The sequence below is a fragment of the Mycobacterium sp. genome, from assembly GCF_050700595.1.
Lineage (GTDB): Bacteria > Actinomycetota > Actinomycetes > Mycobacteriales > Mycobacteriaceae > Mycobacterium.
In genome coordinates this window covers 1-12,191 of record NZ_JBOHHI010000065.1, presented here as the reverse complement: position 1 = coordinate 12,191, position 12,191 = coordinate 1, and the positions used below count along the sequence as shown (strand labels likewise).

Sequence of the window (12,191 nt, the reverse complement as noted above, 5' to 3'; positions counted from 1 at the left end):
CTTTCGCGGCTAAAGGAGGGGCTTGACGCCCCTTTTCATCACCTGCGTGTCGCGACACGGGCGGGCCTGGCAGGCCAAGCGCACTGTCTCGCCCTCGTAGAAAGCGCGGCCAGCAAACTTGTCGAGGCCGGCGACTTCGGCCGGCTCAGGTGCGCAGAACGCGTCGGCCTCCTCGGCGACGATGAAGCAGGCCGTGCACTGCGCCTTGCCATGGCAGATGGTTGGCCAGTGGTAGCCGGCACGCTCGGCGGCGGCCATGAGCGACTCGCCGTCCTCTACCTGGATTGCGATGCCGGATGGTTTCACGATTACGAGTGGCACAAGAAGCATCCTATTACTTGACACGATCGTTTCGTAAATCCTACAGTCAATGAAACGCGCAGCCCAGAAGGGAATTTCACGCATGACGATGACGGTGCCGAACGGGCTTTTGATAGATCCCGGCACAACCAATTGGATCCCAAAAGAGCGCTACACCTCCCGAGAGTTCTTCGACCTCGAAATGGAGAAGCTCTGGCCGCGGGTATGGCAGGTTGCCTGCCGCGAGGAAGAGATTCCCAACCCCGGTGACTTCATCGAGTACACAATCGGCGATCAGTCAATTTTGCTGGTGCGGTCCGATTCCGGCACCATCAAGGCGTACTTCAACACCTGCCCGCATCGCGGAACCCGGTTGGCCGCCGACTGCGGGAACTTCGGCAACGACGAGATCCGGTGCCGGTACCACGCCTGGCGGTGGGATCTGGGCGGGTCGATCAGGGAAGTGGTCGACAGACACGATTTCCCGGCGACGATGACCGACGACGATGTGCGACTTCGCGACGTGCAGGTCGGCCGGTGGGGTGGCTTCGTGTTCGTCAACATGGACCCGAACTGCGAATCACTCGAGGAGTTCCTCGGTGACTTACCGTCGCTGCTGAGGCCCTACCACTTCGAGCAGATGCGGTTCAGGGCCTACCGCACGACGATCTTCGAGGCCAACTGGAAGCTCGTGATCGACTCGTTCAACGAGGGCTACCATCCGCAGGGCACCCACCCACAAATGCTCACCTGGTATGACGACACCGCGTCGGTCTACCGCCAGGTCGGCAAGCACGCGCGGATGGGACACGACGAGCAGCGCGAACGCAAGATCGGTCCCAGCCCGCGGCTACAGATGTCCGATGACGATTACGACGAAGTGGAACTCCTGCTCTTTCAGATCGAGGCCACCTCGGGGCTGTGGTCGCGCGAAGACCGCGCCCGCATCAACGACATTCAGCAGAACGGCCTGCCCGACGGGGTACACGCCATCGATGTGCTCGACGACATCCGGATAAACGGGCTGAAAAGCCGCGGGATCGACCTGTCGGGCATGACCAAGGCCGAGATCCTCGAGGGCGGCGACTACCACTTCTTCCCCAACATGGTCGGCCCCGGCGCGGTCGGCAACTTCACGCTCTACCGTGCCCGGCCGAACGGCCTCGACCCGGACAGCACGGTCATGGACATGTGGGCGCTGGAATGGGTTGCCCCGGGCAGTGATCCGCCGGCCTACCACAAGAAGTTCTACGCAAACTGGCGCGAGAAGGACTGGGGCCTCATCAACAACCAGGACTACGCCAACTACCTCGAAGTACAGACCGGGCTGAAGTCCCGCGGCTGCACGGGGATGATGCTGAACCCGGTGCAGGAGGCCAACCTTCTGCACATGCACCGCGTCATCGACCAGTACCTGACATCTTGAGCCGACCGTGATCGGGCCGCGCCAGCGCCCGCATGAAGAACGTCAGGTTGGCCGGTCGTTCGGCCAGTCGCCGCATGAAGTACCCGTACCACTGGGTGCCGAACGGCACATACACCCGCACCCGGCATCCGTCGTCGACCAACCGGCGCTGCTCGCCGTCACAGATGCCGTACAACATCTGATATTCGAAATCGTCGACGGTCCGGCCGGATTCACTTGCCAGTGTGGCCGCGGCGTCGATGATGGCCGGGTCGTGTGAAGCCACCATCGGGTAGCCCGCTCCCGTCATCAGCGCCCGAAGGCAGCGCAGGTAGGAGTCGGCGACGGCCGCGCGGTCGCGGTAGGCCACCGACACCGGCTCGTCGTAGGCGCCTTTGCACAGCCGGACCCGCGCCCCGGTGGCCGCGAACTGCTCGCAATCGCCGAGCGTCCGGCGCAGGTAAGCCTGCAAAACCACACCCAGCCAGCCGAAGTCGGCCCGCAGATCGGCGACGATCGATAGCGTCGAGTCGGTGGTGGTGTGGTCTTCGGCGTCCACGCTGACCCAGGCCCCGACTCGCTGAGCCCGCCGGCAAATGGTGTGGGCGTTCTCCCGGGCGATCTTCTCGCCGTCGCGCTCCAGCGCCTGCCCCAGCGCCGAAAGCTTGAGCGACACCTCGAGCGGTCGCACACCCTCGCGCGTCGCGTCGGAACGTCTGCCCAGCGCATCCAGCAGGTCGAGGTAGGACTGCATGTTCGCGGTAGCGCCGTCGATGTCGGTGACATCCTCGCCCAGGTAATCGATGCTGACCATTCGCCCCGAATCTCGCAGCGCGGCAACGCTGTCCAGTACGTGTACACACGTCTCACCCGGCACGAACCGGCGCACCACCTTGCGGGTGACCGGTAGCCGTTGCGCGGTACGGCGCAGTCCGTCAAAGCGGCTGGCCGCCAGGATCGCCGGCCGCACCGTCGTGGCGAACACGCCGGCTTTAATGGGCGCGACCCGCTGCGCCCGGCTTCGCCGCGCTGGCGATCGCACCCTGGCTTTAATGGGCGCGACCCGCTGCGCCCGGCTTCGCCGCGCTGGCGATCGCACCCTGGACATCACTGCGCCGCCATGTGCGGATATTCGTGGTCGGTGGCCGCAACGAACGTCTCCTTGATCGTGCGCGCCGAGGTCCAGCGCAGCATATTCAGCACCGACCCGGCCTTGTCGTTGGTGCCCGACCCGCGGGACCCGCCGAATGGCTGCCGGCCCACCACCGCTCCGGTGGGCTTGTCATTGACGTAGAAGTTGCCGGCTGCGAACCGCAGTCGGTCCTGGGCGGCCAGCACAGCGTCGCGGTCGTCGGCGATCACCGCGCCGGTCAGCGCGTAGCGGGATCCGGTGTCGATGACGCCGAGGATCCGCTCGTAGGCGTCATCGGGGTAGACATGCACCGACAACAGCGGCCCGAAATACTCGATGGCAAAGGCCTCATCGGTCGGATCGTCGCCCAGTAGAACCGTCGGACGCACGAAATAGCCTTCGCTGTCGTCATATTCACCACCGACCGCGATTGTGACCCCGCTCGCGCCTTTGGCCCGCTCAATGGCGTTGACGTTCTTGGTGAACGCGCGCCGGTCGATCAGCGCGCCGCCGAAGTTGGACAGGTCGGTGATGTCGCCGTAGCGCAGTCCCGCGGCGACGGCCAGGAAGTCGTCGCCCATCTGCTGCCACACCGTGTGCGGGATGAACGCCCGCGACGCCGCCGAGCATTTCTGCCCCTGGTAGTCGAACGCGCCGCGAATCAAAGCCGTGGTCAGCACGTCTGGCCGTGCCGAGGAGTGTGCGACCACGAAGTCTTTGCCGCCGGTCTCACCAATCAGTCGCGGGTAGCTGTGGTAGCGCCCGATGTTTGCGCCCACCTGCTGCCAGAGCCGCTGGAAGGTGGCCGTCGAGCCGGTGAAGTGGATACCCGCCAGCCGCGAATCAGCCAGCGTCACATCGGAAACCGCGTAGCCGTCGCCAGTCACCAGGTTGATCACCCCGGGCGGCAGGCCGGCGGCCTCCAGCAGTTGCATGGTCAGATAGGCCGCCAAGGTCTGGGTGATCGACGGCTTCCACACCACGGTGTTGCCCATCAACGCCGGTGCGGTGGGCAGATTCCCCGCGATCGAGGAGAAGTTGAACGGCGTGATCGCATAGACGAATCCGTCCAGCGGTCGGTAGTCGGAGCGGTTCCACTCGCCACGGCCACTGAGCGGCTGCTGCGCCATGATCTGCCGGGCAAACGCGACGTTGAACCGCCAGAAGTCGATCAGCTCGCAGGGCGCGTCGATCTCGGCCTGATAGGCAGTCTTGGACTGGCCGAGCATGGTCGCCGCCGCGATGGTTTCCCGCCACGGCCCGGCCAGCAGATCGGCCGCGCGCAAAAAGATCGCGGCGCGCTCGTCGAACGGCATCGCCGCCCAATGCGCCCGGGCGGTCATGGCGGCGTCGATGGCGGCGGCCGCCTCGGCGTGGGTGGCGTTGGTCAGCGTGCCCAGTCGGGCGGCGTGCCGGTGCGGCTGCACGACGTCGATTCGCGCACCTTCGCCCATCCGATGGGTGCCGCCGATGACGTGCGGCAGGTCGATCGAATGATCGGTCAGCGCGGACAACGCGGCGCACAGCCGGGCGCGTTCGGGTGAGTTCGGCGCATAGTCGTGGACCGGTTCGTTGACGGGCAGTGGGACCTCGGTGATGGCATCCATGCTTGTCAGCATGCCCGCCGGGCGGCATCACGCGCTTGGCCGATCCCACAATACACAGCATTACCAGCAGTAGAATCGGACAATATGCGGGTGGCTGGTGTCGGGCTGGGCCAACTGCTGCTGGCCCTGGACGCGACGATGGTGAGCCTGGTCGACGCCCCGCGCGGCCTGGACCTGACGGTGGCCTCGGCGGCGTTGATCGATTCCGACGACGTGCGACTGGGGTTAAGGATGAGCGCGGAGTCGGCCGACGTCTGCTTCTTTGTGGGTCTCACCGACGACGAGGCGCAGCGGTGGATCACCACCGCGGCTACCGGCCGGGCACCGATGGCCGTCTTCGTCAAGGCGCCGTCGGACGCGCTGGTGACGCGGGCCGCGAAGGCCGGGATCGCAGTGGTGGCCGTGGAGCCGCAGGCCCGCTGGGAACGGTTGTACCAGTTGGTCAATCACGTGTTCGAACACCACAGTCCCTCGTTAGCCGAAGGTGACTCGGGCACCGACTTGTTCGGCCTGGCGCAGTCGGTTGCCGACCGGATCCACGGCATGGTCAGCATCGAAGACGACCAGTCGCACGTGCTGGCCTACTCGGCGTCGGGCGACGAGGCCGACGAGTTGCGGCGGCTGTCCATCCTGGGCCGCGCGGGCCCACCCGAGCATCTGGAATGGATCAGCCGGTGGGGCATCTTCGACGCGCTGCGGACCGGCAGTGACGTGGTTCGGGTGGCGGAGCGACCGGAGCTCGGCCTGCGGCCGCGGCTGGCGATCGGTATCCACCAGCCACCGGTCGACGCACGTCGGGCACCGGCATTCTCCGGCGCCATCTGGGTGCAGCGCGGTTCGCAGCCATTGGCTGACGACGCCGAGGAGGTGCTGCGCGGTGCGGCCGTTTTGGCCGCGCGCATCATGTCACGGCTGGCGACCCGGCCGTCGACGCACGCGCTGCTGCTGCAACAGCTACTGGGGCTGGCCGAGGGCGGATCTGTCGACGTCATCGATATCGCCCGCGAACTGGACATCCCCACCGACGGCAGCGCCGCACTGATCGGCGTGGACGCCACCGAAATACATCCGCGACTGGCCGACATCGTGGCATTGAGCGCCAATGCTTTTCGCGCCGACGCTCAGGTCACGTCCAGCGGCTCGCGAATCTACGTGTTGTTTCCTCAGACGGCCCAAGCCCCGGCGGTCGCCTCCTGGATTCGCGGCACGATCACCAGCCTGCGCAATGAGCTGGGCCTGCAGCTGCGGGCCGTCATCGCCGCGCCGGTCGCCGGTTTGAAGGGCGCGGCCGCGGTACGGACCGAGGTGGACCGGGTGTTGGATAGCGCTGCACGACACCCGGATTCGGCCGGTCAGGTGATGTCGCTGGCCGAGGTGCGCACCGCGGTGTTGCTCGACGAGATCGTCACGATGGTGGGTGCCGACGAGCGGCTCGTCGACCCGCGGGTGCGCGATCTGCGAGCCCGTGACCCGGCGCTTGCCCAGACGCTGCGGGTCTACCTGGACAGCTTCGGTGATATCGGCGCCGCGGCGCAGCGACTGCACGTACATCCCAACACCGTGCGCTACCGGGCCCGCCGCATCGAAGCACTGTTGTCGACGTCGCTGACCGATCCCGATGTGCGGCTGGTGCTTTCGCTGAGTCTGCGCGCTACCGAACGCTCGCAATGATGTTTACGGTTGCGACGGCGCCTTCGGCTGGTCGGTGATTTTCGAATCCTGCCCTGCGCCGGCCGACATGGTGGCGGCCTCGCCACGGGCCAGGGCCACCGTCGCGACGATCACCACCACCGCTGCCGCTACCAGGACGACCCACTCAGGGCCAGGGGCTTGCAACGTCTCCTTGAGTACGGTGATGCCCAGTACCACGGCCACCACCGGCTTCGCGACGGTCATCGTCGGCAGGGAGGCGGTCAGCGCACCGGCGCGAAACGCCGACTGCTGAAAGATCATTCCGACCACACCGGCGAGCACCCAGGCGTACAGCTCGGGTGTATGCAGCAGTTGGCCGGCGCCGTGGCCGAGCACGTCGACAATGCCCTTGGTCAGCACCGCGAACAGCGCCAACGACGAACCCGACACCGCCGCCAGCAGCACCGCCGAGGCCGGTCGATCCGACCAGATCCGGGCGCCCAGCACACACAAACCCAACGCCGGACCCATCACGACGGCCACGACGAGCCAGGTTTCCAACGAGCCGCGAGATTGGCCCGCCGTCGGATCCCCCACCGCGACGACTACCGCCAACGCCACGGCCAGCACTACCGCCCACATCCACTCCCCGCGGGTGATCCGATGACGGGTCAACCGCGCATAGATGGGTAACGCGAACAGCAGCACCGCCACCTGCAGCGACGTGACCAACATGACCGAACCCTTCACGAGGGCCGCAGCAAGCAGACAGTAACTGGCGATGTCGCCGATACCGCCCAGCCACCACCGGGTGTCACGCACCAACATGCCGAACAACGCCAAGTGGCCGACCGGTTTGTCGGTGATCTCCTGCGCGCACCGCTGGCGGATCACACTGCCGATCGCGGCTGCCAGCGCGGCGCACAGCGCAAGAATCGCCGCCACATCCGTATTCGACATGGGTGACCTCCTCGACGTCCGGCCCGGCTTAGCAGGCCTGCGCCGAAACCGCCTCAATACTTACTTCACTAATCTAGGCATGAGTCCTCAGAGCGGAAACTTCGAGCCGGTGAGCTGTTCGGACAGCTCCCAGAGTGCGGCGGCGGTAGTTGCCCGCCTGGCCGGCCAGCTGCGCCAGGTCGGCTGGGCGCGCCCGTACAGGCCGAATCGCGGGCCGATGAACGTATTGCCTGGTAGATCCTGCGATACCGCGTACAACGTCTGCCGGGCACCGAAGCCAGCATCGGTGGACACAACGTGGTCGGCGGCCAATACCAGCGCGTCGCCCAATCTGCGGCCGGAGTTGCCTTGCAGGTTCGTGCGCGACCAGCCGGGGTGGGCGGCCAGCGCGCGCAGCGAGGAGCCGACGCTATCCAGGCGCCGCTGCAGCTCACGGGTGAACAACAGGTTGGCGAGCTTTGACTGGCCGTAGGCCAGCCACGCCGAATACGGCCGCGATTGCCAGTTCAGATCTTTGAGGCTGATGTAGCCGATGTTGTGCAGCAGCGAGGACACCGTCACGACCCGGTCGGTGATGTTCGGCAGCAGCAGGTTGGTCAACGCGAAATGACCGAGATGATTGGTGCCGATCTGGCCCTCGAAGCCGTCGACGGTCAGCGCGTATTTGGTGGCCATGATGCCGGCGTTGTTGACCAGGACGTCGACCTGGTCTATGCCGTCGGCGAACCGCCGCACCGAGGACAGGTCCCGTAAGTCGAGGTGACGCACCTCGACTTGAGAAGTTCTGGGGCCGGTCATGCGCTCGGCGGCGGCCTCGCCCTTTCCGGTGTTGCGCACGGCCAGAATGACGCGGGCACCGGCCCGGGCCAGCTCCCGGGCGGTCACCTCACCCAGCCCAGCGTTGGCTCCGGTGACAATGACGGTGCGTCCGGCGAAAGAGGGCAGGTCCGCCGCGGTCCAACCGGCCATGGCAGACACCCTAATCCGAGGTGTCGCCGTCGGTTACGGCGAGATTCAACCCCGGTCGCCGCGGGTATCGTCCTCGATAGTGCGGAAAACCCACCTGGGCGCCCCGGCCCTCGCTGAGGAGTAGTCAATTGGACCGCGGATGTATCTAGGCGTCATCGTCAATCCGAAAGCACGCAAGAATCTCGCTGCGCCGGGTGATCGCAGTGCCGACCTGCGTCGCATTGTCGGGCCGTGGGGCGAGGTGCACGAAACCGCATCCGTCGAGGACCTCCGCAAGACCGTGGAACAGCTTTATCCACGGGTCACCCACCTGGTTGGCGACGGCGGCGACGGCGCATTGCACTGGCTGGTCAACGAAATCGGGCAATGCGTGACCGATCCGCAACGCTGGCCGACATTCGTGCCGACCAACGGCGGCAGTGTCAACGCCGTCGCACGCAAGGCGCGAGTACGCGGCCGCGCCGATGCGATTGTTCGGGCGCTGACAGCTGCCGCCGAGGCGGATCGGCCGCCGCCCGAAGTGTGCCTCGACACGCTGCAACTCGACGGCGAAACCGCGGACGGCACGACATTTCATCGGCTCTGCTTCGGGCTGGCCGCAGGCGGTGTCGGCAACCGGTTCTACGACAAGTACTACGCAAACCCCGACCATGGCCGTGCGGCCGTCGCCCGTGTGATCGCGCGCACGTTCGGCGACTACGTGACCTCCAAGGTTGCCCCCGGCCGCTTGAACAGGCCCAACTGGGCGGCACACCTGTTCACTCCGACGCACGCCCGCGTCGTCATCGACGGCGAGGAGGTCCCGACGCGGACGCACAGGTTGCTGCACGCCGGCGCGATCGACCTGTGTATCGGCGGTCCGTTCCGGCTCTTCCCGAAGGCCGCCGAACCCGGTGCGCTGCATTTCCAGGCCGGGGAGATAAGGCCCTCGAGGATCGTAGTGCAGCTTCCCGCGGCGCTCACCTACGGCAGCATCCGCGGTAAGCGGGTACGCGACGTCAATGGCCGGGAGATGATCATCGAGGCCGAGGACGAGCCGCTGTCGCCGATCATCGACGGTGAGCGCTTCGTCGGCATCGTCAGGCTCGTGGCCCGCGCCGGGCCGCGAATCCGGGTAGCGCGGGTAGGGTCGTCAACCGCCGCTTGAGTGCGAGGTGCGACTCGTTCGTGAGGTCACCGCCGATCCCGGATGATGCGGGTGATCTGGGTGGAGAGATTGGGATCGCTCAGTAGTTGGTCGACGAGTGCGACGAGGACCTCTTGCCCGGTGACGCGAGCGAGTCCGAGGCGGTCGGCGGCTTCTCGCTGCCAGATGTCGAGGGCTCGGTGCTGAGCCGGTGACAGGTCGACTGTTCGTCGTGTTCGTTGGGTGCGTGTCCGTCCGATGGCGAAGGGTTCGGTCGGCGCCGCCGCGACTGCGGGAGTGAACCGTTGGGAGTCTTTGTTGCGGTCGGCTGGGCTCATCGTGATGACCTCCTCTCGGCACTGCGTCTCAGTATGTCAGTCTCAGTATGTCCGTACGGCGGGGGGCGTACCGCGGTGTAGCCGCAGCTTCGCCGTCGGCGTGATCGTTAGTTTGCTGGAGCACCCGGCTCCGGAAGATATCGGCCAACAACGTAACGGGCTGTTTGTTTGCGGTAATTTTCTCGATATTGCCGATTGCGGTGGTAGGTGCCGATAGTCGCGGAGGGCTTGGGTGGTAACGATCAACCAATACGGAATTCAGCAGATACGTACATCAGTATCTTCGTATCTACGCTAATCGACCTGGGCAGATGATGCAGATATGGCACTGAAGTACTGAAAGTAGGACTTACGGAAAGCGATTGAATTCCACACGTGGTTCAGTCTCTCAACCGGCGGGTACTGCGCTATCCAGCCCAAGCACAGGAAATTTAGCCTAGTAGCTGAATTTATCCTGTGAGGTCAATGTGCAGTATCAAAAAAGGCTCCCGCGGCTTTGCTTGTGACCGGCCCGAGGCGCTATGATCGCCTTTATCAGTTGATGAAGTTCGTTGTGCTATTGACTTCGTGCCAATGCGGGCCCCGAGAGGATGGATGACTCCGATGGAGACGCTTCTTGATTACCTGGAGATGTGGGAAGCGCAGATACCGGACCAGACCCTCTACCGGTTCGTCGATGTCGACGGCCGGGAACTCGAGCACTACACCTACCAAAGCTTCGCCGAGCGCACGCGTGAGCTGGCCGCCTACTTGTCTACCGAGGCCGGACTCAGGCGTGGAGACCGGGCGCTACTGGTCTACCCGCCGGGTCTGGAGATGGTGGCGGCGTTCTACGCCTGCGCGCGCATCGGAGTGATCGCCGTACCGGTCAGCCCTCCGTTGCCCATGGCGTTCGAAGCGGGGCTGGCCAAGCTCAGCTTCATCGCGCGGGACTCCCAGGCCAAGGCGGTGCTGTCGACCAAGGAGTTCGAGTACAACTACCGGATGCTGCTCGGCCACGGACAAAGTGCGCCGGCCTGGCCACACGCCGCACGGCCCCCGGTGCTGCCCTGGTTCGCGACCGACGGCACACAGGACTTTGGCGGCGCCCCCGTACCGGACACGCCCGGCGAGGTGCTCTTCCTGCAGTACACCTCCGGTTCCACCAGCGATCCCAAGGGCGTGATCGTCAGCCACGCCAACGTCATCGCCAATTGCCCGGATTTCAACGGTGGCGAGGTGGCGGTCAGCTGGCTCCCGCAGCACCACGACATGGGCTTGATCTCCGCTTACCTGTTCATATTGGTACTCGGCGGGACCACGCATGCGATGTCACCGATCGACTTCCTCCAGCGGCCATCGGCCTGGCTTCGGCTCATCAGCGACGTGCGCGCCACCCACTCGCCGGCGCCGAACTTCGCCCTCGAGTACTGCCTGCGCGAGGACAAGCTCCCCACCTCCGCGCTGGCTGGGATCGACCTGAGCAGTCTGGACAGCATCGTCGTCGGGGCGGAGCCGCTGCGGGCCAAGACCTTCACGCGCTTCCGGGAACGCTTCGCTGCCTACGGTCTGCGGCCCGACGCGCTGGTCGGCGCTTTTGGTTTGGCCGAAAACACCCTGGGCGTGTCCTTCTGGGGGCGCCAGATCCTGGCTCTGAACAAGCGAGCGCTGGAGCAGAACCTCGCCCGGGTAGAAAAGGGCCTGCCCGAGAACAACAACCAGGTTCCAGTGGTGAGCTGTGGCAAGCCCGTGGTCGGGAACGTGGTCCGCATCGTCGATCCCCAAGCGGGGCAAGCCCTCGGCGAGGGCCGGGTCGGCGAGGTTTGGGTGGCCGGCGCGTCCAAGGGAGGTGGCTACTGGAACCGCCCCGACCTCACCGCGGAGACCTTCGAAGCCCGCATCGCAGGTGATGACCAACACGCCTATCTACGGACGGGGGATCTCGGCTTCCTGTACGAGGGCGAGCTGTTCGTCTGCGGCCGGAGCAAGGACCTGATCATCGTTCGCGGCGTGAATTGCTACCCCTCGGACATCGAGGCCATCGTGGAACGGTCGGCCGCGGAAGTCCGCAACGGCTGCGTCGCCGCCTTCTCGGTCGAGCGCGAGGAGCAGGAAGCGCTGGTCGTGGTCGCCGAGGTGCGCGACCAGCACGCGCTCCAGGATGGCAAGGCGCTGGCGCGAGCGATCCGCAGGCACTGCCACATCGATCCGCACATCATCTCGTTCGTGCCGCCGCACAGCATTCCCAAGACCACCTCGGGGAAGATCCGGCGCGCGCAGACCCGCCAGCTCTGGCTGGACGACAAGCTGCCCGTGTTCGCGAGCTACACCCACCCGACCCAGGAAGGCCTCGATGCTGGCGCAGGCCCGCTGGAACGCTTCGGCAATCTCATCGAGAGCTACGACCTGACCGGACAAGAGGACTGCTCCTTCGCAGATCTGGGTATCGACTCGCTGGCTCTGGCCGAGCTTCGCGCCGACCTGCAGGCCTTGCTCGAAGAGCATGGCGCGGGCGAGCTGGCCGAGGATGTCAACACACGACTGCTCCAGCGCCTGACGGTCGCCGAATTCTTCCGGCTCATGCGACAGTTCGGTGAGGGGTCCGAACTGCCGCTCGACACTCTGCGGCAGGCGCTGGATCAGATTTCCGCCGAGTACGAGGAATACGAGACCACGCAGATGCGCGCCGACGCGCAGCTGCCCCTGCCGGCGCTGCCGCCGGCGCGATCCGGCGCGCCGAGCA

General features: G+C 65.7%; 10 protein-coding genes. 4 read left to right on the top strand and 6 right to left on the bottom strand.

Annotated features, from left to right (window positions below; genetic code table 11):
- Positions 1-9: 9 nt before the first annotated feature.
- A complete protein-coding gene (locus tag ACRDTL_RS06330) occupies positions 10-321 on the bottom strand; it encodes a 2Fe-2S iron-sulfur cluster-binding protein (protein ID WP_431505855.1) in 312 nt (103 codons plus the stop codon).
- A gap of 49 nt (positions 322-370) precedes the next feature.
- Between ACRDTL_RS06330 and ACRDTL_RS06325 the strand changes: the two genes are divergently transcribed.
- Positions 371-1,726, top strand: coding sequence for an aromatic ring-hydroxylating oxygenase subunit alpha (locus ACRDTL_RS06325; protein ID WP_431505854.1), 1,356 nt, complete (start codon positions 371-373; stop codon positions 1,724-1,726).
- Here the strand turns inward: ACRDTL_RS06325 and ACRDTL_RS06320 are convergent.
- Positions 1,701-2,690 (bottom strand): proline dehydrogenase family protein, encoded by a 990-nt coding sequence (locus tag ACRDTL_RS06320; protein WP_431505853.1) that lies wholly within the window; start codon positions 2,688-2,690, stop codon positions 1,701-1,703. The two genes, ACRDTL_RS06325 and ACRDTL_RS06320, sit on opposite strands and share 26 nt — an antisense overlap.
- Before the next feature lie 122 nt (positions 2,691-2,812).
- Positions 2,813-4,444, bottom strand: a complete 1,632-nt coding sequence (pruA, locus tag ACRDTL_RS06315; protein WP_431505852.1) for an L-glutamate gamma-semialdehyde dehydrogenase — start codon at positions 4,442-4,444, stop codon at positions 2,813-2,815.
- Between the two features lie 84 nt (positions 4,445-4,528).
- On the opposite strand from pruA, the gene ACRDTL_RS06310 reads away from it, so the two are divergent.
- Complete coding sequence (locus tag ACRDTL_RS06310; protein WP_431505851.1) at positions 4,529-6,115, top strand: PucR family transcriptional regulator; 1,587 nt, start codon at positions 4,529-4,531, stop codon at positions 6,113-6,115.
- Between the two features lie 3 nt (positions 6,116-6,118).
- On the opposite strand, the gene ACRDTL_RS06305 is transcribed toward ACRDTL_RS06310, so the two are convergent.
- Both ACRDTL_RS06305 and ACRDTL_RS06300 read right to left on the bottom strand, forming a co-directional pair.
- A complete protein-coding gene (locus ACRDTL_RS06305; RefSeq protein WP_431505850.1) occupies positions 6,119-7,036 on the bottom strand; it encodes a DMT family transporter in 918 nt (305 codons plus the stop codon).
- A gap of 87 nt (positions 7,037-7,123) precedes the next feature.
- On the bottom strand, positions 7,124-8,005 hold the full coding sequence (locus ACRDTL_RS06300) for an oxidoreductase (protein WP_431505849.1): 882 nt from the start codon (positions 8,003-8,005) through the stop codon (positions 7,124-7,126).
- A gap of 139 nt (positions 8,006-8,144) precedes the next feature.
- Here ACRDTL_RS06300 and ACRDTL_RS06295 point away from each other — a divergent pair, with 139 nt between their 5' ends.
- Entirely contained in the window at positions 8,145-9,152 is a 1,008-nt protein-coding gene (locus tag ACRDTL_RS06295; protein WP_431505848.1) for a diacylglycerol kinase family protein, read from the top strand.
- 26 nt (positions 9,153-9,178) lie between these two features.
- Here the strand turns inward: ACRDTL_RS06295 and ACRDTL_RS06290 are convergent, their stop codons facing one another.
- Positions 9,179-9,469 (bottom strand): hypothetical protein, encoded by a 291-nt coding sequence (locus ACRDTL_RS06290; protein WP_431505847.1) that lies wholly within the window; start codon positions 9,467-9,469, stop codon positions 9,179-9,181.
- Positions 9,470-10,072: 603 nt separating this feature from the next.
- Between ACRDTL_RS06290 and ACRDTL_RS06285 the strand changes: the two genes are divergently transcribed.
- The coding region (locus tag ACRDTL_RS06285; protein ID WP_431505846.1) for a fatty acyl-AMP ligase at positions 10,073-12,191 on the top strand (2,119 nt) is incomplete at its 3' end.

What these genes read in the sequence shown, in the direction of transcription:
- ACRDTL_RS06290 (WP_431505847.1), bottom strand. Translation starts at nt 9,469, where the DNA reads ATGAGCCCAGCCGACCGCAACAAAGACTCCCAACGGTTCACTCCCGCA.
- ACRDTL_RS06295 (WP_431505848.1), top strand. Translation starts at nt 8,145, where the DNA reads ATGTATCTAGGCGTCATCGTCAATCCGAAAGCACGCAAGAATCTCGCT.
- ACRDTL_RS06325 (WP_431505854.1), top strand. Translation starts at nt 371, where the DNA reads ATGAAACGCGCAGCCCAGAAGGGAATTTCACGCATGACGATGACGGTG.
- ACRDTL_RS06305 (WP_431505850.1), bottom strand. Translation starts at nt 7,036, where the DNA reads ATGTCGAATACGGATGTGGCGGCGATTCTTGCGCTGTGCGCCGCGCTG.
- ACRDTL_RS06300 (WP_431505849.1), bottom strand. Translation starts at nt 8,005, where the DNA reads ATGGCCGGTTGGACCGCGGCGGACCTGCCCTCTTTCGCCGGACGCACC.
- pruA (WP_431505852.1), bottom strand. Translation starts at nt 4,444, where the DNA reads ATGGATGCCATCACCGAGGTCCCACTGCCCGTCAACGAACCGGTCCAC.
- ACRDTL_RS06310 (WP_431505851.1), top strand. Translation starts at nt 4,529, where the DNA reads ATGCGGGTGGCTGGTGTCGGGCTGGGCCAACTGCTGCTGGCCCTGGAC.